The organism is Falsigemmobacter intermedius (assembly GCF_004054105.1).
Classification (GTDB): Bacteria; Pseudomonadota; Alphaproteobacteria; order Rhodobacterales; family Rhodobacteraceae; genus Wagnerdoeblera; species Wagnerdoeblera intermedia.
This window is the reverse complement of the sequence record NZ_SBLC01000001.1, coordinates 151,752-173,362: the sequence shown is the minus strand read 5'-3', so window position 1 is coordinate 173,362 and position 21,611 is coordinate 151,752. Positions and strand designations below refer to the sequence as shown.

Below are 21,611 nucleotides of genomic sequence, written 5' to 3'. Positions count from 1 at the left end.
GCGCATCTAGTGCATTTTGGCCTTAGATACAAGGAAAACCGCTTTGCCGCGAAAGGCGTGACGGGTTTCACAACCTGCATCTGCGGCATTGAGGCCCGTCGGATCGGCTGCTAACACTTTAACAACGGAATTTCACGAGGAGACCCCGATGTCTGAAGAGAACGCCGCACCGCCGCAGGTCCGGATGAATGTCGTCACTCAATATGTCCGTGACCTCAGCTTTGAAAACGTTCTGGCCCGCAAAGGCGCGAACTCGGGCGATGTTCAGCCGGATATCCAGGTTCAGGTCTCGCTTGATGCCTCAAAACGTCCGGTCGAGAACCAGTTCGAGGTGATCCAGAAGTACAAGGTCACCGCGATCAACAAAGTGAACAACGAAAACCTGTTCCTTCTGGAGATCGAATACGGCGCCGTCTTCCATATCGAAGGCGTTCCGGATGACCAGATGCATCCTTTCCTGCTGATCGAATGCCCGCGGATGGTTTTCCCCTTCGTGCGCCGCATCGTGTCGGATGTCACCCGTGACGGTGGCTTCCCGCCGCTGAACCTTGATCCGGTTGACTTCCTCGCGCTTTATCGCCAGGAACTGGCACGTCGCGCCCAGGCAGGAAACGCCTGAGCATGACAGAAAGGGCGCCAAAGGCGCCCTTTCTTTTTTAGCTGTCTGAAAGTCAAAAGGCTGAAATTCTGCGCGTTACGCGAATTTTTTCCAGATGGAACTTTCACCGATTTTAGAAACAAAAGCCTCATGAGCTGCAGCCTCTTCAGGGCTCAGCCTTGAGGGCAGCGGCACAGACCGGGGCCTTGCGCGCCAGTTTTGATCCAGGCTCACCGCATCCGTGCTGCGCTTTTCAGCAACCGGGGCCAGTACCAGATCCGGCTGACGGCCGCCGATCAGTTCCAGATAGACTTCTGCGAGAATTTCACTGTCGAGAAGCGCCCCGTGCTTTTCACGTGCGGAGTTATCAACACCAAAACGGCGGCACAAAGCATCCAGGGTTGCCGGAGAACCGGGAAACTTCTGGCGCGCCATGGCCAGGGTGTCGGTGACATTTTCCCAGCAAAGATGGGTCAGCCCGGCTTTCCCCAGCTCAAAGTTCAAAAACTTAATGTCGAACTTGGCATTGTGAATGATCAGCCGCGCGTCGCCCACGAAATCCAGAAACGCCTGCCCGACCTCACGGAAGACCGGAAAATCCCGCAGGAACTCTTCTGAGAGGCCATGCACATTGAACGCCTCAACGGGCATATCACGCTGCGGGTTGATATATTGGTGATAGGTCCGACCGGTCGGCATATGGTTGAAAAGCTCAACAGCGCCGATCTCAACGATCCGATGCCCTTCCGAGGGCTCAAACCCGGTGGTCTCAGTATCAAGAACGATCTCACGCATTACCCAAGGCCCTGACGAATTTCTGAAAGGATCTGATCCACTTTCGCCTGCGCCATATCAAGGCTCATCGTCTCAATCACCCAGGTCGCGCGTTCACGTTTTTCGGCGTCCGGCATTTGCAGGCCCAGGATGCGTTCAAAATCCGCCTCGCTCATGGTGCCCCGCGCCAGCACCCGCGCTCTTTGAACCTCAGGCGGGACAGAGACCACGGCGATACCGTCGCAGAGATGCTGCGAAGATCCTTCAAAGAGCAGGGGAATATCCAGGACGAGGATCGGGGCATCGGTCGTATTCAGAAAAACCTGGCGATCTTTGGCCACCAAAGGATGCACAATCGCCTCAATCTGCCTCAGGACGCCAGGTTCGCGGGCGATGGCGGCTTTCAGCACAGGGCGATCAATACCGCCGTTGACCAAAGCCTCCGGCAGCAGTTCCGCCATCGGCGCAACCGCTGCCCCGCCAGGTTCGTAAAGACGGTGAACGGCGGCATCGGCATCCCAGACCGGCAGACCTGCCGCGCGAAACATCGCAGCGGTGGTCGATTTCCCCATCCCGATGCCACCTGTCAGGCCCAGAATATAGCGTTTCATGCAGAAAGCACTGCCTGCCGGGTTTCCGTATCCACGCTCGGCCGCAGGCCAAACCAGCGCTCAAAGCCGGGAACCGCCTGATGCAGCAGCATCCCCAGGCCATCAACCGTCCGGCAACCGGCCTGGGCTGCGGCCTGCAGGAAGGGCGTCTCAAGCGGGGTATAGACGATATCGGTGACCAGGGCTGCGGGATTGATCCGGTGCAGCGGCGTCTTAAAATCGGACTTCCCAACCATCCCGAGAGACGTGGTGTTCACAACCGTTGCGGCGTCTTCGATCATCTCGCCGCCGGCGTTCCAGTCCACCACGACAACCCGGCTGCCGAAATCATGACGCAGGATGTCAGCGCGGGTTCTGGTGCGGTTTGCCACCCGAACCTCCGGTGCCCCTGCCTCAAGAAGCGCCGAGATAACGGCACGCGCAGCGCCCCCGGCGCCAAAGACAGCCGCCGCCCCAAGCGCCGCGTTCCAACCTGGCGCTTCCTGGCGAAGATTGTTCAGAAAACCGATACCATCAGTGTTATCTGCCTGAATTTTCCCGTCTTTTCGGAAAATAACCGTATTTGCCGCCCCGATCAGCGCCGCGCGATCCGTGACGATATCCGCGACCGAGAGCAGCGCCTCTTTATGCGGAATGGTCACATTGCAGCCGACAAAGCCCAACTTCGGCATCATCTGCAAGGCCGCGGCAAAGTCCTGCGGGGCGATATCCAGCGGGACATAATGCCCGGCGATCCCATAGCGCTTCAGCCAGAATCCATGCAAAGCCGGTGAGCGAGAATGCGCGATCGGATGCCCGATCACACCAGCGAGCGGAATCTGAGACGGGGCAGGGGTCTGAGTGGTCATGCTGCAATCATTCCGCGTTGAGCCAGGTAGCCAAGAAGTGCGACGAGCGGCAATCCGAGGACGGTAAAGTAGTCGCCCTGTACCGCTGAAAAGAGCCGCACACCCTCTTCTTCAAGCTTATAGCCCCCAACACTGTCGAGCACAGAGGTGCCGTTCCGCGAGAGGTAAGCCTCCAGATAGTCATCCGAGAATTCACGCATCGTCAGACGCACCTCTCCCACATGCCGCCAGACCGGCTTTTCTCCTTCATAGACTACCACCGCTGAGAGAAGTTTGTGAGTCTGTCCCCGCAGCATCTGCAACTGCCCGCGAGCGGCCTGGAGGTCGCCAGGTTTTGCAAAGACCTGGCCTTTGAAGTCCAGCACCTGATCACAGCCGATGACCACCGCGCCAGGAAAGCGGCCCGCGACTTTGCGCGCCTTCATCTCAGCCAGAGCATCGGCCTGGTCGCGCGGCGTGGCCCCTTCGGCCTCGAGGGCCGTCCGGATGGCCTCTTCATCGATGCGGGCAGGGTGAAGCGCCACCTCAACACCCGCCCGTGCCAGCAGTTCAGCCCGGATCGCCGAGGCGGAAGCAAGGATCAGCTCTGTCATCATAAAACCTGTGGAAAACCCCGGTTATTTTCGCCCCATAAGTTCGCGGAACCTGGCGCTGCCTGCGGGAATGGGCGATACTGCGGGATAAGTGTCAAGTCTGACGCCCGAAAATCCACAGCCGGATAACTTCTCAGCGCCCAGGTTGAAAACCCTGGCGAAGAGAAAGTTTCCATAAACATGTCCACAGGCCTGGCGCAGACCCGCGGTTGTCTAATACACTGAGATTCCGACGGAATTTTTTCCGGACGGACTGATTCTGTGAATCCCTACCAGGTTTTTCCACAGCTGGCCAGGCCTGTGGGAAAGAAACCTGGTAATTTGTGTTTTCCTGTTTTCCACCGCCCCTACTATCTACTACATCTTTAATTCTTATTTCTTATTATAAAGAAGAAGACGGATGACCTGGCTGGCTGCGCTGCTTTCAGACCTCTACCCCTGGACCAAAACGCTGCATGTCATCTCTGTGATCTCCTGGATGGCAGGGATCTTTTATCTGCCGAGACTCTACGTCTATCACGCTGAGCGGGTCTCTCAGGGCATTCCTGAGGCCGAAGAGATGTTTCGCACCATGGAACGCAAGCTTCTTCGTGGAATTATGAATCCCGCGATGATCGCGACCTGGCTCTTCGGGCTTTGCCTGGTCTTCACACCAGGTATTATTGACTGGTCAATGGCCTGGCCCTGGACGAAAGCCGCCTCCGTCCTGGGGATGACGTGGTTTCATCACTGGCTGTCGGCGCGGCGCAAAGAGTTTGCCCTGGGTCAGAACCGGCGGCCAGGACGGACTTACCGGCTGATGAACGAGGTTCCGACCCTTCTGATGGTGCTGATTGTCGCCTCTGTGATCGTGAAATTCTGAGGCTTACGTTGACTCGCCAGGTCTGACCAGGCTATCAGCGGGTTTGGCGGCCGTCCGGCCAGGCCAATTCCCATTTCTGACCCTCCTGGCCGCGCCCTGGCGTGGCCCCTGTGTATTTGAGGCCTGCCCATGAGCCAGGACGTCCTGGAACAGCTGAAACTCTCGGACCTGAAAGCCAAGACCCCGGCAGATCTGCTGGCCATGGCTGAGGAATGGGAGATTGAGAACGCCTCGTCCATGCGTAAGGGCGAGATGATGTTCCAGATCCTGAAGGAACATGCGGAAGAGGGCTTTGAGATCGGCGGCGATGGCGTCCTGGAGGTTCTCCAGGACGGTTTTGGCTTCCTGCGCAGCCCGGAGGCCAACTACCTGCCAGGTCCGGATGACATCTATGTCAGCCCGGAAATGATCCGTCAGTGGTCGCTGCGCACGGGCGACTCGATCGAGGGCGTGATCCAAGCGCCGCGCGAGAATGAGCGCTATTTCAGCCTGACCAAGGTGACGAAGATCAACTTTGATGACCCTGAAAAGGCGCGTCACAAGGTTCACTTCGACAACCTGACCCCGCTTTATCCCGATGCGCGCCTGAAGATGGAGATCGAAGATCCGACCATCAAAGACCGCTCGGCCCGTATCATTGACCTGGTGGCTCCCATCGGGAAGGGCCAGCGCGCTCTGATCGTGGCACCGCCGCGGACCGGTAAAACCGTTCTGTTACAGAACATTGCTAGGTCGATCGAGGTGAACCACCCCGAGTGCTATCTGATCGTTCTGCTGATCGATGAGCGCCCGGAAGAGGTGACGGATATGCAGCGATCGGTGAAGGGTGAGGTCATCTCCTCGACCTTCGACGAGCCCGCAACCCGTCACGTCGCAGTGGCCGAAATGGTGATCGAGAAGGCCAAGCGCTTGGTCGAGCATAAACGAGATGTTGTGATCCTTCTCGACTCGATTACAAGACTTGGTCGCGCCTTCAACACTGTGGTGCCGTCCTCGGGTAAAGTGCTTACCGGTGGTGTCGATGCCAATGCCCTGCAGCGCCCGAAGCGCTTCTTCGGTGCAGCGCGTAACATTGAAGAGGGTGGCTCGCTGACAATCATTGCGACCGCGCTGATCGACACCGGCTCGCGCATGGACGAAGTGATCTTTGAAGAGTTCAAAGGCACGGGTAACGCCGAGATCGTTCTGGACCGCAAAGTTGCCGACAAGCGCATCTTCCCGGCGATGGATATTCTGAAGTCCGGCACCCGGAAAGAGGAACTGCTGGTCGATCGCAACAACCTGCAAAAGACTTATGTTCTGCGCCGGATCCTGAACCCGATGGGCACTACGGATGCCATCGAGTTCCTGATCTCAAAACTGAAGCAGACCAAATCGAACTCGGAATTCTTCGAGTCGATGAACAGCTGAGGAACCGGGGAATGGACACGATCTATGCCCTGGCGACCGCCCGGGGCAAAGCCGGTGTCGCCGTGATCCGCATCTCAGGGCCCCTCGCATGCGAGGGGCTTTTGCCGTTGGTCGGAAGCTTTGCCGCCCCCAGGGTTGCGGCGCTGCGGCGCCTGCGCCACGAGGGCGAGGTCGTTGACCAGGCGCTCGTCCTGCGTTTTACAGCAGAGGCCAGCTTCACCGGCGAGGAGGTTGTAGAGCTTCATCTGCATGGCAGCACGGCCATCGTTCGTGCCGTTCTGGATATCCTGGCGCAACTGCCAGGTTTGCGTCTGGCTGAAGCGGGGGAGTTTACCCGTCGCGCGCTTGAAAACGGGCGTATGGACCTGGCGCAGGTCGAAGGTCTGGCCGATCTGATAGAGGCGGAAACCGAAGCGCAGCGTCGTCAGGCGATGCGCGTCTTCTCCGGCGCCCTGGGGGATCGCGTGGAAACCTGGCGCTCACGCATCCTGCGTGCGGCGGCTCTGCTTGAGGCGGTGATTGACTTTGCAGATGAGGATGTTCCGGTCGACGTGCGCCCTGAGGTCCGGAGCCTGATCGTCGCTGTTCTCGAAGAACTGCGCCAGGAAGCCGCGGGCTATAAGGCAGCGGAACGTATCCGCGATGGTTTCGAAGTGGCGATTCTTGGCGCGCCGAATGCCGGTAAATCGACACTTCTCAATAGGTTAGCAGGTCGTGAAGCGGCGCTGACGTCCGAATACGCCGGCACCACCCGCGACGTTATTGAAGTGCGCATGGATCTTGGGGGCCTGCCGGTGACTCTACTGGACACCGCTGGACTGAGAGAAGCCAGCGATCCGGTCGAGGCCATGGGCATTGCCCGGGCCGTAGACCGCGCCAGGTCTGCTGATTTGCGGGTCTTCCTGCTCGGTGGTGACAATGACCAGTTTGATCTGCCGCCACAGGAGGGCGACATTGTCGTCTCGGGTAAGTCTGACCTTCGGCCCGGCCCGGGCTTTTCAGTCTCGGGCCGGACTGGCGAAGGTGTTGAGCAACTGGTCGGGTGCATAACTGCGCGCCTGTCAGAGCTTTCCGCCTCTGCCGCTACCATCACGCGCGCGCGGCATCGTGCTTCCGTTCTGCGGTCCATCGGGGCTTTGGAAAGCGCGTTGAAAATGGTAGAAAGCCGAAACCTGAGTGAGGAGCTTGCGGCCGAGGCCCTTCGGACCGCGATTGCTGCCATGGATGATCTCGTCGGGCGAATTGGTGTTGAAGAGCTGTTGGGTGAGATATTCTCGTCCTTTTGCATCGGGAAGTAGGATTGTTTCACATGAAACACTATGATGTTGTCGTGGTCGGCGGCGGGCATGCCGGTGTTGAAGCTGCGGATGCTTCTGCGCGCATGGGCGCTGCTACGGCTCTGATTTCGCTGAAACGGGATGGCATCGGCGTTATGTCCTGCAACCCGGCGATCGGCGGGCTTGGTAAAGGCCATTTGGTGCGCGAAGTCGATGCCTTTGACGGCATCATGGCCCGTGCCGGGGATATGGCTGGTATTCAGTATCGTCTGCTCAATCGCCGAAAAGGCCCTGCCGTTCAGGGGCCGCGTATTCAGGCAGATCGTGCGCTTTATCGCGAGGCCGTTCAAACCCTTCTCAGCCAGCGCCAAGGCCTTGATATTATTGAGGGTGAGGCGGTCAGCTTCGGGATTGAGGGGGATCGGATTACTGGTGTTGAGCTTGCTGATGGCAGCTTCCTTCAGGCAAGGGCGGTTATTCTGACCTCGGGCACCTTCCTGAATGGTGTGATCCATGTCGGGCCGGAGCGGTCCACCGGCGGTCGTGTCGGCGATCCGGCGTCTGAGTGTCTGGCCGCGATGCTGCGCGAAATTGCACCTGGTCGCGGGCGCCTGAAGACCGGTACGCCGCCGCGCCTGGATGGACGCACCATTGCCTGGGACAAACTGGAAGTGCAGGAGGGGGATGAAGAGCCGATGATGCTCTCTTTCCTGAATGACCGTCCGCAGGTCCGTCAGATCGCCTGTGGTATCACCCATACCAATGAACGCACGCACCAGATCGTGCGCGATAACCTCTCGCTGTCCGCAATGTATGGCGGGCATATTGAGGGGGTTGGTCCGCGCTATTGCCCTTCGATTGAAGACAAGATTGTTCGCTTTTCTGAAAAGGACAGCCACCAGGTCTTCCTGGAGCCGGAGGGCCTCAACGATCATACGGTCTATCCGAACGGAATCTCGACCTCGCTTCCGGCACACGTGCAGGAAGCTTACGTTCGTTCGATCGCTGGCCTGGAAGAGGTTCAGATCCTTCAGGCTGGCTATGCCATTGAATATGATTACTTTGATCCCTGCGGTCTGAGCCGCGGTCTCCAGGTTAACGCGCTCAAGGGACTGTTCTTTGCCGGGCAGATCAATGGGACGACCGGCTATGAGGAGGCGGCGGCTCAGGGCATCCTGGCCGGAATGAACGCCGTTCGCTATGCGCGTGGCGAAGGCGAAATCGTTCTGCAACGCTCTGACAGCTATATCGGTGTGATGGTTGATGACCTGGTTACCCGCGGCGTGACAGAACCCTACCGTATGTTCACTTCGAGGGCCGAGTATCGCCTCACGCTGCGCGTCGACAACGCGGATCAGCGCCTGACGCCACTTGGCATTGAACTTGGGCTTGTTGGCGAAGACCGCGCATTGGCCTTTGCCGAAAAGATGGCGCGTTTGGAGGCCGGCAAAGCGGTCATGTCCGACCAGGGCTTTTCACCGCGAGAGCTTGAGACGGTCGGAATTTCGGTCAGCAAAGACGGGGTTCGCCGTACTGCCCTCGAGGTCATGGCATTTCCGGATGTAACCCGGTCGCAGATTGAAACTCTTGTTCCGGCAGTGTCAGAGATCTCGGCGGCAGATTTCCTGCAACTGCATTCGCAATCGCTCTATGCGGCCTATGAAGAGCGTCAGCGGGCCCAGGTTGAAATCATGCGGCGCGAAGAAGGTCAGATCATTCCGGCCGAATTCGACTATGAGATGGTTTCAGGCCTTTCCAACGAATTGAAACTAAAACTGCAGCGTGCGCGCCCGGAGAGCCTTGCTCAGGCCTCGCGGATTGAAGGTATGACACCGGCAGCGATCGCACTGATCCATATCCGGATCAAAATGTTGGCGCGTGGCAGGCAGGAGGCTTCTGCGTGACCTGGACTGTTAAGGTACGTGGGCAATCATTAACAGCAGAGACCTGCGAGCGCCTCGAGACGTTCGAGGCAATGCTGGCGCGCTGGTCACCCAGGATCAACCTCGTTGCCAAATCGACGCTTGCTGATATCCGCCAGCGTCACGTTCTGGATTCGGTTCAGCTCTACGACTATGTTCCTGAAAACACGCAAAGATTTGCGGATTTTGGCAGCGGTGGCGGGCTCCCGGGGATCATCATGGCGATCCTCTCGACCCAGTTTGAGCCGCGCGCTCAGCATATTCTGGTCGAGTCTGATCAGCGTAAGGCGACCTTCCTGCGCGAGGCCGCGAGAAGCTGCTCGGTGAATGTAAAGGTCATCAGCGACCGTATTGAGACCGTTGCCCCTTTAGGTGCTGAGGTGGTTACGGCACGGGCCCTGGCGGCATTACCACTGCTCTTTAGCTGGATTTCGCCACATATGGCCCCTTCCGCCGTGGCCGTTCTTCCAAAGGGCGAAGCCTACCAATCGGAAGTCGACGCCGCTTTGGAAAAATGGCAGTTTGACCTGGCGGTCCACCAAAGTGTCACGGAACCTCTGGCACGCGTTTTGTGTGTGACAGCATTAAGCAGACGATCATAACCGAGGCGGGAATGAGAATTATCGCGATTGCGAACCAGAAGGGTGGGGTGGGAAAAACCACAACGACCATCAATCTTGGAGCGGCTCTGGCGGAGGCTGGCAAGCGCGTACTTCTCATTGATCTTGATCCGCAGGGGAACACCTCTACGGGCGTCGGGATCGAGCCGGAGCAGCGTGGATTCTCCAGCTATGACCTGCTGCTGAGCGGGCGAAAGCCGATGCCACTAGAGGTGAAGACCGCAGCCTCATCGCTTTGGGTAATTCCAGCGACGACCGATCTGGCTTCGGCTGATATTGAGCTGCATGCCCATGAAAAGCGCAGCTTTCTTCTGAGCCAGGCGCTTCGCCGTAAGGCACTGATGGAAATGGCTTTCGACTTTGTCCTGATCGATTGTCCCCCCTCGCTGAACCTTTTGACGGTGAACGCAATGGTTGCGGCGACTTCGGTGCTTGTCCCCCTTCAGGCGGAGTTTTTTGCGCTCGAGGGGCTGTCGCAACTCATGATGACAATCCGGGAGATCCGCGCAAAGGCCAATCCGGCGCTGCGTATTGAAGGCGTGGTGCTGACGATGGCGGATATGCGAAACCGCCTGTCGCAGCATGTGGAAGCGGATGTGCGTGCAACTTTGGGTGAAGTTGTCTTTAATGTTGTCATCCCGCGCAATGTGCGCATCAGCGAAGCGCCTTCTTACGCGACCACGATCCTGGACTATGACCCGTCATCCAAGGGGGCCTTGGCCTACCGCGCACTTGCAAGAGAACTTCTGGAACGGCACGATGGCCAAAAACGTGGAGAACGGGGATGAGTGAACGCAGAGCAGAGCGGCGTGGCCTCGGACGCGGGCTTTCGGCCCTGATGGCTGACGTCGGCATGATGGAGCAGTCGACGGGGCGTGGGGCCCATGCGCCTGGCGTGCGGGAAGTTCCCATCGAAAAAGTCCATCCCAATCCGGATCAGCCGCGTCGCATCTTTGACAAAGACGCATTGGAAGACCTGTCAAACTCGATCCGTGAGAAGGGTGTTCTTCAGCCGCTGCTTGTGCGTGAGGTGAACGGAAGTTTTGAAATCGTTGCCGGTGAACGGCGCTGGCGTGCGTCGCAGCTTGCGCGGCTGCATACGCTTCCGGTTATTGTTCGCGATTATTCGGACACTGAAGTTCTCGAAGTGGCTATCATTGAGAACATTCAACGTGCTGATCTCAGCGCGGTGGAAGAGGCGCAGGCCTATAAGCAACTGATCGATCGCTTCGGTCACACGCAGGAAAAAGTTGCCGAGAGCCTTGGCAAGAGCCGCAGTTATATCGCCAACTCCTTGCGGCTTCTGAGCCTGCCTGACGATGTGGTTGAGCTGATCGAGAACGGGTCTCTTTCTTCGGGCCATGCGCGTGCGCTTGTGGCCCTGGAGAACGCGTCGACGATGGCACGCCGGATTGTCGATAAGGGAATGAGCGTTCGGGAGGTCGAACGTCTTGTTCGGGAAGGAAAAACCGGCACAGGTCAGGCGCGGAAATATGCCGTTCGTTCGGATGCCCGCGATGATGACACCGTCGCACTTGAGGCTGATATTTCAGGAAATCTCGGAATGGCCGTTCGGATTCGCCATGAGCCCAATACGGGTGCGGGAACCGTAACGATCGCTTATAACTCGCTGGAAGAGCTCGACCGGCTTTGCGGACTTCTGTCGCAAATACCGGCCGAAAAATTACACTGAAATCAGCGGAACATCTGTCGCCAGCTCTGCAACCAATGTGTTGAGGAGCAGGCGACCCTCGAGGGTGGTGCGGATACCTTCGCCATCTGCGATAACGAATTTTTCTTCGATCATCAGGTCGAGTTTCGGCCAGGGGCCGCGCGCAATCCCTTCTGCAGAAAGAAGCTCCCAGCTCAGGCCTTCACGAACGCGCAGCCCCATCATCAGAAGTTCTTCCGCACGATCCATCGCGGACAAGGGCGTGCTGAGAAGATCACCGCTGCCTTTGCGCTCAACCGCACTCAGCCAGAGTGTGGGTTCGCGGATCGCCTCAGTCGCGCGGCGCTGATCGCCCCGTCCGATTCTGCCATGTGCGCCAGGTCCTATGCCGGCGTAACGGCCGCCTTGCCAGTAAAGACGATTGTGACGGGACTCCTCTCCAGGCACGGCGTGGTTTGAAACCTCATATGCCAACAGGCCGGCGCGGTCGCAGACCTCCTGAGTGGACATGAACATATCAACGGCGCGGTCCTCATCGGGCAGGCCACGCAATTGGCCCGCGGCAAAGCGGCGACCGAAGACAGTCCCATCTTCAATTGTCAGCTGGTAGAGGGAAAGATGTCTGGTTCCGAGGCTCAGTGCTTCGTCGAGTTCGCTGCGCCATTGTTCCAGCGTCTGGTTCTGCCGCGCATAGATTAGATCGATATTGACCCGATCAAAAGTTGAATGCGCGATACCAATGGCTTTGCGCGCTTCATCCGCGCTGTGCATTCGGCCCAGAAGTTTAAGATCGCCATCGTTAAGGGCTTGAATCCCCAAGGAAACACGATTTACGCCGGCAGCCCGATAGCCCGCAAAGCGACCCGCTTCGACCGAGCCGGGGTTGGCTTCCATGGTGATCTCAACATCATTGCTCCAGCGCCAGGCCTTACGTGCGCTTTCGATAATGGCGTGAACAACTTCGGGATCCATCAATGACGGTGTCCCACCGCCAATGAAGATGGTTTCCAGAATTTCGTCCGGGCATTCTGCCGCGAGACGCTGGATTTCTTGTTGATAAGCCGAAATCCAGCGCTTCTGGTCAATATGCGTCGCCACATGCGAGTTAAAATCGCAATAGGGGCACTTGGTCTGACAATAGGGCCAGTGGATATAGAGGCCAAAGGCCATAAGTCACCTCAGTTCAGTTGTGTTTCACGTGAAACATGCCTGGAGCTTTGCGAAAGCGCGGGCTCTGTGGCTAATACGATTTTTCTCCCAGCGATCCATCTCGCCAAAGGTCACATCATAACCTTCAGGTTTGAAGATCGGATCATAGCCGTGACCATTCTCACCAAGGCCGGGCCAGACAATCTCTCCATCCACTTTACCTTCGAACACCTCATCATGTCCATCGGGCCAGGCCAGGACAAATGTGCAGACAAAACCTGCACGCCAGGGCTGAGGTCGCCCTGTTTCCACCAGGCGATCATAGACTTTGCGCATAGCTATCGCAAAATCCCGTCCATTTGGTGTTTCGGCCCAATCAGCGGTGTAGACGCCAGGTTCACCCCCCAGATCATCCACCATCAGGCCGGAATCGTCCGAAAGAGCGGGCAGGCCGGTCGCTTTGGCAGCGGTGTGGGCTTTGATCCGGGCGTTTCCGACGAAAGTGGTCTCGGTCTCGGCGGGTTCGGGCAGGCCAAAATCTGCTGCGCCTTTTACGCTGACCTGGCGGTCAGAGAAAAGGGCTGCGATCTCTTCGAGTTTCCCCTTGTTATGCGTGGCAACCAGCAGCTCGGATCCGGTGAATTTTCTCATGCGATGGCTGCCTTTTGTGCTGCGACCAGTTGCTGAACACCGGCTTCCGCCAAGTCGAGTAGACGGTTCATATCCTCGCGCGCAAAGGTGGCACCCTCTGCGGACATCTGCACTTCAACAAGGCGGCCACGGCCCGTCAGGATGAAGTTGCTATCTGTTCCGGCTGCGCTGTCCTCTGCGTAATCAAGATCAAGGACAGTCTGGCCCGCATAGATCCCGCAGGAGACAGCAGCGATGTGATCGGGCAGGGGGTCAGAGGTAATGGCACGGGTCTGCAGCAGGCGGTTCGCTGCAAGGCGCAGGGCCACCCAGCCACCGGTAATCGCGGCGCAGCGCGTGCCGCCATCGGCCTGCAGGACGTCGCAGTCGATCACGATCTGACGCTCACCCAGGGCGGCGCGGTCGACGCCTGCGCGCAGGGCGCGGCCGATCAGGCGCTGGATCTCAACCGTACGGCCCTGCTGCTTGCCGGTCGCAGCCTCCCGCCGGGTACGCGATCCGGTTGCGCGGGGAAGCATACCGTATTCGGCGGTGACCCAGCCAAGGCCCGTGCCTTTCAGAAAGGGCGGCGGACGGTCTTCGATGGTTGCCGTGCAGAGCACATGGGTGTCACCCACTTTAATCAGGCATGATCCTTCGGCATGTTTGACCACGCCGGTCTCAATCGAGACCGTCCGCATTTCGTCGAGTTTCCGTCCAGAGGGGCGCATGATCTGTCCTTTCAACGCAGGTGCCTTCGAGTTACTCCCCCGACCCCTGTGAGACAAGTCTGTGCGGGGCAGGGTCCATTGACGCAGCCGTCGGGATTTCCATATTGGAAGCGAAAGGCAGGGCTCACATGACAGAAACATCTAACCCGCTGGCAGATATGAACGCCCGCTCGCGTGAGGTCTTCCGTCGTGTCGTGGAAGGCTATTTGCAATCGGGCGAACCTGTTGGCTCACGCACACTTACACGCTCCATGTCCGAAAATGTTTCGGCTGCGACCATTCGAAATGTAATGAATGATCTGGAGTATCTGGGTCTTCTGAACAGCCCGCATGTCTCTGCCGGCAGGGTGCCGACGCAGATGGGACTGCGCATGTTCGTGGATGGACTCCTCGAGGTGGAAGAACTGCAGCACGAGGACCGTGAGAAGCTTGATGCGACCTTCGGTGGTAACAGTCCGGATGTAACGCAGATGCTTGACCGCATCGGCTCGACGCTTTCGCGGATCACCCGCGGGGCCAGCCTGGTGCTTGCGCCGAAGCATGAGGCTGAGATCCGCCACATAGAATTTGTCAGCCTGGGGCCGGACCGCGCGCTTGTCGTACTCGTTCTCGCGGATGGCCATGTCGAAAACCGGGTCTTTGTGCCGCCCAAGGGCATGACCCCCTCGGCCATGCGGGAAGCTGCGAATTTTGTCAACGCCTGGGCGGGCGGTCGCAATCTCAGCGATCTGCGCAAGCAGATGCGGGCCGAACTGGAGAGCCGTCGTCAGGAACTGGACGTTCTTGCCGGACGTCTGGTGGAAAGCGGCCTCGCGCTTTGGGAAGACGCCGGAACCGTGTCAGAGCGTCTGATCGTACGCGGCCAGGCAAATCTGCTGCCCGAAAGCGACAATTCTGAAGATCTGGAGCGTGTTCGCAGCCTTTTCGAAGATCTGGAGCGCAAACAGGATATCGCCGATTTTCTGGATCTGACGGAAAGCGGCGAAGGTGTGCGCATCTTCATCGGCTCAGAGAACAAGCTTTTTTCACTTTCGGGTTCCTCTCTGGTGGTTTCGCCCTATATGAACGCTGAAAGAAAAATCGTGGGTGCGATCGGGGTCATCGGGCCAACCCGGCTGAACTATGGTCGCATTGTCCCGATAGTCGATTACACCGCACAACTGGTCGGACGCGTATTGTCAGATCGAACGAAAGGATGAGGAAAATGCAGGACGAAAAGCTCAACCCTGAAGCTGAAGTCGTGGCGGAAGGGGGCGAGCAGGAGTTCGGCTACATCGATGCAGCAGAACTCGACGCCCTGAAGGCTGAACGCGATGAGCTGCGCGATAAGTATATGCGCGCGCTTGCTGATGCCGAAAATTCGCGTCGCCGTGCAGACCGTGACCGTCGCGAGGCGGAGCAGTATGGCGGTTCGCGGCTGGCGCGTGACCTGCTGCCGGTGCACGACAACCTGAAGCGCGCGCTTGAAGCGCTCGGTGAAGAGCAGCGTGCCCAGTCCGCGGCTTTCGTTGAGGGCGTTGAACTCACTCTGCGTGAGCTGCACAGCATTTTCAGCAAGCATGGCGTGCGGGTGATTTCCCCGGCCATTGGTGATGCCTTCGATCCGCAGGAGCATGAGGCCATGTTCGAGGCGCCGGTTCCGGGCACTGTCAAGGGCACCATTCTTCAGGTCATGGCGGATGGCTTTATGCTGCACGACCGCCTGCTGCGTCCGGCTCAGGTGGGCGTTTCGTCCTTTCCGGGCTGAGACAGCCTGAACGGGAATGAAAAAGGCCGGCCCCTCGGGGCCGGCCTTTTTTATGTCCGGGGCAAAAGCCCGCGCAGCTCGTAAAGCAGATCAAGCGCCTCCCGCGGGCTCAGATCGTCGGGCACGATGCTGCGCAGACGATCTTCCACCGCTGAGGCTTTCTCGACCACAACCGGGGCAGGGGGCGGTGCGATAGCCGCTGAGAAGAGCGGCAGATCGTCAATGACGGCCTTTTGCCGTTTCGTGCCACCCTGGCCACCCTCGCCCTTCTCCAGAGCCTCCAGGACCACTCTGGCGCGTTCGACCACCGTGGCCGGAAGACCCGCCAGACGGGCCACCTGGACGCCGTAAGAGCGATCGGCCGCTCCCTTTTTGACCTCGTGAAGAAAAATCACCTCGCCGTTCCATTCCCGAACGGAAACGGTCGCATTTTCAACGCCGTCGAGCCGCTGCGACAGCTGCGTCATCTCATGGTAATGCGTGGCGAAAAGTGCCCGGCAGCGGTTGGTGCCATGCAGATGCTCCAGCACGGCCCAGGCGATCGAGAGGCCGTCCCAGGTCGCCGTCCCGCGTCCGATCTCATCGAGGATCACCAGCGCCCGATCATCGGCCTGATTGAGGATGCCCGCGGTCTCGACCATCTCGACCATGAAGGTTGAGCGGCCCCGCGCCAGGTCGTCTGAGGCGCCAACACGGCTGAAAAGCTGGCTGACCAGACCGATCCGCGCTTTGGTTGCCGGAACGAAAGACCCCGCCTGGGCCAGCAGCGCGATCAGTGCATTCTGGCGCAGGAAGGTCGATTTACCCGCCATGTTCGGGCCGGTCAGCAGCCAGATCGCCGGAGTATGCCCGTCCGAGAGTGCGCAGTCATTGGCAACGAAAGCCTCGCCCTGACGTTTCAGCATGCGCTCGACCACCGGGTGACGTCCGCCGGTGATCTCAAAGGCGCGGCTGTCGTCGACCTCAGGCTCACACCAGTCCAGCTCTGCCGCCAGGTCCGCAAAGGCGCAGGCCAGGTCAATCTCAGCAAGGCTGGCAGAGGCAAGGCCGATCGGTCCGGAATGATCGAGCACAAAGCGCTGAAGGGCGCTGAAGTGGCGTTTTTCCGTTTCCAGGACATGGTTTGCCGCATTGAGAATACGGGTCTCAAGCGCGCTCAGCTCAACAGTGGTGAAGCGGACCTGGTTGGCCGTCGTCTGACGGTGGATGAAGCGTTCTGACAGCGGCGGGGCCATCATGCGCTCGGCATGACGGTCGGTCGTCTCGATGAAATACCCCAGGACGTTGTTATGCTTTATTTTCAGCGCCTGGATGCCGGTCTCGCTGATGTAATCGGCCTGCATTCCGGCGATCACACCGCGCCCCTCGTCGCGCAGACGGCGGGTGTCATCAAGATCGGGATCAAAGCCGGGCGCGATAAAGCCACCATCGCGGGTCAGCAGGGGCGGTTCTGCCACCAGGGCCGACCCCAGATGGCTGGTGATCTCCTCATGGCCCTTCAGCGCGTTCAGCGCCTGCGCCAGGTTCCGCGGAACGCCCGGATGCGCCAGAAGATCTGAGACATCGGCTGCCTTCTCAAGGCCGCTGCGCAGCGCGGCCAGATCACGCGGGCCACCGCGATCCAGCGCCAGCCGCGACAGGGCGCGGTCCATATCCGGCACAGCTTTCAGCGCGGCGCGCAGCCTTTCGCGCAGACCGGATTCCGCGCGCAGGAACCGCACAGCCTCCAGACGCTCATGAATGGTCCTCAGATCGCGTGAGGGGCCCGACAGCCGCCGTTCCAGCAAACGTGCCCCGGCGGCAGTCACCGTGCGGTCAACGCTGCCCAGAAGCGAGGTCTCACGTCCGCCCTGCGCGCCCTGTGTGATCTCAAGGCTGCGCCGCGTCGCGGCATCAATCTGCATGACGCCGCCTGCGGTTTCGCGCACCGGCGGACGAAGCAGCGGAAGCCTGCCGCGCTGCGTCAGGTCCAGATAGTCGGCCAGCGCGCCCATCGCCGAAAGCTCGGCCCGGTCAAAGCTGCCAAAGCCGTCGAGCGTGGTGACCTTCCAAAGCGCACAAAGCCGCTTCGTCGCCGCCGTGGAGTCAAACGATGACCTGGGCCGGATCGTCTCGGCCGCTCCGCTCTCAGCGACCTGGGGGGCCAGGGCGACATGGGTTTCGGGCAAAAGCACCTCACGCGGGGCCAGGCGCGCAAGCTCAGGCCCAAGGCGCAGGACCGGGCAGGGCATCACGCGCATCTCGCCGGTTGAGATATCCACCCAGGCCAGCGCGGCCTCATCCCGCACCTCTGCGAAGGCCGCGAGGAAGTTGTTGCGGCGCGCCTCCAGCAGGCTGTCCTCGGTCAGGGTGCCGGGGGTAACGAGACGCACAATATCCCGTTTTACAACGGACTTTGAGCCACGTTTCTTTGCCTCTGCCGGATCTTCCATCTGCTCGGCAATCGCCACGCGAAAGCCCTTGCGGATCAGCGCCAGCAGATAACCCTCAGCCGCATGGACCGGCACGCCGCACATCGGAATGTCTTCATCCAGATGCCTGCCGCGTTTCGTCAGGGCAATATCGAGCGCCGCCGCGGCATTGACCGCATCCTCGAAGAACATCTCATAGAAGTCTCCCATGCGGTAAAACAGGATTGCATCCTGGCAGCCGGCTTTGATCTCAAGATATTGTGCCATCATCGGCGTGACGGTAGCGGTCATCGGTCATCCCCTGGTGTTGCACAGACCCTACCTCAGCCTTGAATAAGGGAAAAGCGCGGCAAATCCGTTGCGGCCTTAAGTCCATGGGTGATAAGGACGCAGGAGCGTTCAGAGAGGATTATTCATGTCCCGCACCAAGATCACGCCGGAAGAGGCGCTCGCCTATCACCTTGAGCCGCGTCCGGGTAAATACGACATTGTCGCCTCCACCCCAATGGCGACCCAGCGTGATCTTTCGCTTGCCTACAGCCCCGGTGTGGCCGTTCCGGTCCAGGCAATCGCCGACAATCCGGAAACCGCTTACGACTATACCGTCAAAGGCAATATGGTGGCCGTGGTCTCCAACGGGACCTCGATTCTTGGAATGGGCAACCTGGGCGCTCTGGCTTCCAAGCCGGTGATGGAGGGTAAAGCCGTCCTCTTTAAGCGCTTTGCGGATGTGAATGCGATCGATATCGAGCTTGATACCGAGGATGCGGATGAGATCATCAAAGCCGTCAAGCTGATGTCGCCGACCTTCGGGGGCATCAACCTTGAAGATATCAAGGCGCCGGAATGCTTTATCATTGAGCAGCGCCTGAAAGAGATCTGCGATATTCCGGTTTTCCATGATGACCAGCACGGCACGGCGGTGATCTGTGCTGCCGGTCTGATCAACGCGCTGGAACTGTCGGGCAAGCGCATTCAGGATGTGCGCATCGTTCTGAACGGTGCCGGGGCCGCAGGGATCGCCTGTCTCGAGCTGATCAAGGCCATGGGCGCGACCCCGAATAACTGCATCATGTGCGATACCAAGGGCGTGGTCTATCAGGGCCGTACCGAAGGTATGAACCAGTGGAAATCGGCCCATGCCGCCCGCACGGACCACCGCACCCTTGAAGAGGCGATGCGCGGTGCGGATGTTTTCCTTGGCGTCTCTGCCAAGGGGGCAGTCACCCAGGAGATGGTCGCCTCCATGGCCGAAAATCCGGTGATTTTCGCCATGGCGAACCCCGATCCGGAAATCACCCCTGAAGAAGCCCATGCCGTCCGGCCTGATGCCATCGTGGCGACCGGGCGTTCGGATTACCCCAACCAGGTCAACAATGTCCTTGGTTTCCCTTATCTTTTCCGTGGTGCGCTGGATATCCATGCCCGCGCCATCAATGATGAGATGAAGATCGCCTGCGCCGAAGCCCTGGCCCGTCTGGCCCGTGAAGATGTGCCTGATGAAGTGGCCATGGCCTATGGCCGCAAACTCTCATTTGGTCGCGATTACATCATCCCGACGCCGTTTGACCCGCGTCTGATCTATGTGATCCCGCCCGCTGTGGCCCGCGCAGGCATGGATACCGGCGTTGCCCGTCGCCCGATCATAGATATGAAGGCCTATGAGCAGTCGCTGAAAAGCCGCATGGATCCGACGGCCTCGATCCTGCAGGGCGTCCACGCCCGCGCCAAACAGGCCCAGGCCCGCATGATCTTTGCCGAAGGCGATGATCCGCGCGTGCTGCGTGCGGCGGTGGCCTATCAGCGCTCGGGCCTTGGCCGTGCCCTGGTGGTTGGCCGCGAGAACGACGTGCGCGAGAAACTTGAGGCTGCGGGCCTTGGGGATGCTGTGCGCGAGCTGGAGGTGGTGAACGCCGCCAATACCCGCCATCTCGAGATCTACAAAGATTTCCTTTACAAGCGCCTGCAGCGCGAAGGGTTTGACCGTCAGGACATCCACCGCCTTGCCGCCCGCGATCGCCATGTTTTTGCAGCGCTGATGCTGCAGCACGGCCATGGCGATGGTTTGGTGACCGGTGCCACCCGGAAATCGGCCCATGTGCTGAACCTGATCAACCATGTCTTCGACGCCAAGGCGGAAGACGGCGCGGTGGGCGTGACCGCCCTGCTGCATAAGGGCAAGATCGTTCTGATGGGCGATACCCTGGTGCATGAGTGGCCCGAGCCAGAAGACCTGGCGACCATTGCCGAGCGTGCCGCCGGTGTGGCCCGCAGCCTCGGGATTGAGCCGCGTGTGGCCTTCGTCTCCTTCTCAAACTTTGGCTATCCGGTCTCAGAGCGCGCGACCAAGATGTATCGCGCAGCCGATGTGCTCGACCGCCGCCGCGTCGACTTTGAGTATGAAGGCGAAATGACGGTGGATGTTGCCCTGAACCCTGAGCAGATGAAGCAATATCCCTTCACCCGTCTCAGCGGCCCGGCAAACATTCTGGTCGTCCCGGCCCGTCACTCGGCCTCGATCTCGGTCAAACTGATGCAGGAAATGGCCGGTGCAACCGTGATCGGCCCGATCCTCACCGGTGTCAAAAAGCCGATCCAGATCTGCTCGACCACGGCCACGGTGAACGACATCGTCAACATGGCTGTCATGGCCGCCTGCAGAATCGGCTGAGAGCGCCGGAATGCGAAAAAGGGGCGCCACTGGCGCCCCTTTTTTATTCTCCCCAGCGGGCGACGGGGTTGAGAACCATCTGCGTCACCCCCTGTACCCGCAAAGCCGCCCCCGGGAGCAGCCCCACGCGCGAGCGGGCGTCCTGGCCAAGCGCCAGTTCGATATCCCCGGCGCGCTTCAGAAGCGCGATCAGCGCAGGAGAGGTGGCGGCCGCGAAGTGGCTGTCACCATCGCTATAAGCTCCGGTCTCAACCAGGGTGACATTGAGCCCGGCAAGCTGTGAGGCATCGCTGAGATTGCCAAGGCGCTCGCGCTCTCTCGCGATCGTGGCCGAAAGCGCCAGGGCATTGTCCCGCTTTGAAGTCATCACCACGAACGGCTGAGGCAGCGGCCCCATCCGTGCGGCCTGGGTTTTGAACACCTCAACATCGACGTCGGGCGACATCAGCACCACGCCCGCGAGACGACTGCGGATGTCGCGGTTCTGCCCGACCAGGCGCAAAGTCTCCATCGTCAGGGCTGAACCCATGGAATGGGCAACGATCAAAATCCGGTCGGCTCCGGCTGCAGAGACATCATGTAAAAGTGTCTCCAGCCCGTCACGGGCGAACAGCGTGGAGTCGCGGTCATAGGCATAGGCCAGGACCGACCCGCGCGAGGGCCAGGAGTAGTGAACCGCCACGCCCGGTAGTTCAAGATCATGATAAAGCTGGGCAAAGCGATAAAGACCTTCGGCGAAAGTGTTGTTGAAGCCATGCACGAAGATCACGGCCTCCCGGGTGCCCCGGCGGGACACGGACATCTCTTTTGCCAGCGCGGCCCGGAAGGCGCTGGCACCCGGGTAAAGATCGCGATTGATTGTCACCATGTGCTTTTGCGGGTCCGCAGGCCTGTTTCGGGGCGGCCAGGGCAGGCTGCCTGCCTCGCGATCCGGGGGGATAGAGATGTCAAACCTGGCGTAGCGGGGCATATATTGCCGCTTTGCCGACCAGGCCTCTCCTTCGCCATCATCCGCACGGGTGGTGGCGACAAAGACCTTCTGGACCTCTCCGACACCTCTGGCCCCCGGCATAAACTGCAATTCT

20 protein-coding genes are annotated in these 21,611 nt (G+C 59.5%); 11 read left to right on the top strand and 9 right to left on the bottom strand.

The window, feature by feature from the left end; genetic code table 11:
- The first annotated feature begins 148 nt into the window (after positions 1 to 148).
- Positions 149 to 619, top strand: coding sequence for a protein-export chaperone SecB (gene secB / locus EP867_RS00780; protein ID WP_128486311.1), 471 nt, complete (start codon positions 149 to 151; stop codon positions 617 to 619).
- Positions 620 to 694: 75 nt separating this feature from the next.
- On the opposite strand, the gene dnaQ is transcribed toward secB, so the two are convergent.
- The 4 genes from dnaQ to EP867_RS00760 are packed head-to-tail and all read right to left on the bottom strand — an operon-like array spanning position 695 to position 3,427.
- The gene (gene dnaQ / locus EP867_RS00775) at positions 695 to 1,393 is read right to left on the bottom strand and encodes a DNA polymerase III subunit epsilon (protein ID WP_128486310.1); all 699 of its coding nucleotides are present in this window, start codon (positions 1,391 to 1,393) and stop codon (positions 695 to 697) included.
- Positions 1,393 to 1,983 carry a dephospho-CoA kinase gene (coaE, locus tag EP867_RS00770; RefSeq protein ID WP_128486309.1) on the bottom strand — a complete coding sequence of 197 codons (591 nt, stop codon included), beginning with the start codon at positions 1,981 to 1,983 and terminating at the stop codon, positions 1,393 to 1,395. The genes dnaQ and coaE overlap by 1 nt, the downstream gene beginning before the upstream one ends.
- A complete protein-coding gene (locus tag EP867_RS00765; protein ID WP_128486308.1) occupies positions 1,980 to 2,831 on the bottom strand; it encodes a shikimate dehydrogenase in 852 nt (283 codons plus the stop codon). The genes coaE and EP867_RS00765 overlap by 4 nt, the downstream gene beginning before the upstream one ends.
- Positions 2,828 to 3,427 carry a Maf family protein gene (locus tag EP867_RS00760; RefSeq protein ID WP_128486307.1) on the bottom strand — a complete coding sequence of 200 codons (600 nt, stop codon included), beginning with the start codon at positions 3,425 to 3,427 and terminating at the stop codon, positions 2,828 to 2,830. Before EP867_RS00760 ends, EP867_RS00765 begins: the two co-directional genes overlap by 4 nt.
- A 397-nt stretch (positions 3,428 to 3,824) precedes the next feature.
- On the opposite strand from EP867_RS00760, the gene EP867_RS00755 reads away from it, so the two are divergent.
- From EP867_RS00755 to EP867_RS00725, 7 genes are all read left to right on the top strand, one after another.
- Entirely contained in the window at positions 3,825 to 4,286 is a 462-nt protein-coding gene (locus EP867_RS00755; protein WP_128486306.1) for a CopD family protein, read from the top strand.
- Positions 4,287 to 4,415: 129 nt separating this feature from the next.
- A complete protein-coding gene (gene rho / locus EP867_RS00750; protein WP_128486305.1) occupies positions 4,416 to 5,696 on the top strand; it encodes a transcription termination factor Rho in 1,281 nt (426 codons plus the stop codon).
- Positions 5,697 to 5,707: 11 nt separating this feature from the next.
- Positions 5,708 to 6,994, top strand: a complete 1,287-nt coding sequence (gene mnmE, locus EP867_RS00745; protein WP_128486304.1) for a tRNA uridine-5-carboxymethylaminomethyl(34) synthesis GTPase MnmE — start codon at positions 5,708 to 5,710, stop codon at positions 6,992 to 6,994.
- 11 nt (positions 6,995 to 7,005) lie between these two features.
- Positions 7,006 to 8,877: a tRNA uridine-5-carboxymethylaminomethyl(34) synthesis enzyme MnmG gene (mnmG, locus tag EP867_RS00740; protein ID WP_128486303.1), complete on the top strand. Its 1,872-nt coding sequence runs from the start codon at positions 7,006 to 7,008 to the stop codon at positions 8,875 to 8,877.
- Positions 8,874 to 9,497, top strand: a complete 624-nt coding sequence (gene rsmG, locus EP867_RS00735) for a 16S rRNA (guanine(527)-N(7))-methyltransferase RsmG (protein ID WP_128486302.1) — start codon at positions 8,874 to 8,876, stop codon at positions 9,495 to 9,497. The genes mnmG and rsmG overlap by 4 nt, the downstream gene beginning before the upstream one ends.
- An 11-nt stretch (positions 9,498 to 9,508) precedes the next feature.
- Positions 9,509 to 10,303: a ParA family protein gene (locus tag EP867_RS00730; RefSeq protein ID WP_128486372.1), complete on the top strand. Its 795-nt coding sequence runs from the start codon at positions 9,509 to 9,511 to the stop codon at positions 10,301 to 10,303.
- On the top strand, positions 10,300 to 11,208 hold the full coding sequence (locus EP867_RS00725) for a ParB/RepB/Spo0J family partition protein (protein ID WP_128486301.1): 909 nt from the start codon (positions 10,300 to 10,302) through the stop codon (positions 11,206 to 11,208). The genes EP867_RS00730 and EP867_RS00725 overlap by 4 nt, the downstream gene beginning before the upstream one ends.
- On the opposite strand, the gene hemW is transcribed toward EP867_RS00725, so the two are convergent.
- From hemW to rph, 3 genes are read right to left on the bottom strand one after another with little or no spacing between them, the layout of a single operon-like run.
- Positions 11,200 to 12,357 carry a radical SAM family heme chaperone HemW gene (hemW, locus tag EP867_RS00720; protein WP_128486300.1) on the bottom strand — a complete coding sequence of 386 codons (1,158 nt, stop codon included), beginning with the start codon at positions 12,355 to 12,357 and terminating at the stop codon, positions 11,200 to 11,202. The genes EP867_RS00725 and hemW overlap by 9 nt on opposite strands.
- A 24-nt stretch (positions 12,358 to 12,381) precedes the next feature.
- Positions 12,382 to 12,987, bottom strand: a complete 606-nt coding sequence (rdgB, locus tag EP867_RS00715; RefSeq protein ID WP_128486299.1) for an RdgB/HAM1 family non-canonical purine NTP pyrophosphatase — start codon at positions 12,985 to 12,987, stop codon at positions 12,382 to 12,384.
- Entirely contained in the window at positions 12,984 to 13,697 is a 714-nt protein-coding gene (gene rph, locus EP867_RS00710) for a ribonuclease PH (RefSeq protein ID WP_128486298.1), read from the bottom strand. The genes rdgB and rph overlap by 4 nt, the downstream gene beginning before the upstream one ends.
- A gap of 128 nt (positions 13,698 to 13,825) precedes the next feature.
- Between rph and hrcA the strand changes: the two genes are divergently transcribed.
- On the top strand, positions 13,826 to 14,896 hold the full coding sequence (hrcA, locus tag EP867_RS00705; protein WP_128486297.1) for a heat-inducible transcriptional repressor HrcA: 1,071 nt from the start codon (positions 13,826 to 13,828) through the stop codon (positions 14,894 to 14,896).
- A gap of 5 nt (positions 14,897 to 14,901) precedes the next feature.
- Positions 14,902 to 15,444, top strand: coding sequence for a nucleotide exchange factor GrpE (locus EP867_RS00700; protein ID WP_128486296.1), 543 nt, complete (start codon positions 14,902 to 14,904; stop codon positions 15,442 to 15,444).
- A gap of 50 nt (positions 15,445 to 15,494) precedes the next feature.
- On the opposite strand, the gene mutS is transcribed toward EP867_RS00700, so the two are convergent.
- The gene (mutS, locus tag EP867_RS00695) at positions 15,495 to 18,146 is read right to left on the bottom strand and encodes a DNA mismatch repair protein MutS (RefSeq protein WP_128486295.1); all 2,652 of its coding nucleotides are present in this window, start codon (positions 18,144 to 18,146) and stop codon (positions 15,495 to 15,497) included.
- Between the two features lie 124 nt (positions 18,147 to 18,270).
- Here mutS and EP867_RS00690 point away from each other — a divergent pair, with 124 nt between their 5' ends.
- Positions 18,271 to 20,526, top strand: a complete 2,256-nt coding sequence (locus tag EP867_RS00690) for an NADP-dependent malic enzyme (protein WP_128486294.1) — start codon at positions 18,271 to 18,273, stop codon at positions 20,524 to 20,526.
- 43 nt (positions 20,527 to 20,569) lie between these two features.
- Here the strand turns inward: EP867_RS00690 and EP867_RS00685 are convergent, their stop codons facing one another.
- A complete protein-coding gene (locus EP867_RS00685) occupies positions 20,570 to 21,598 on the bottom strand; it encodes an alpha/beta hydrolase (protein ID WP_194085559.1) in 1,029 nt (342 codons plus the stop codon).
- Between the last annotated feature and the right edge of the window lie 13 nt (positions 21,599 to 21,611).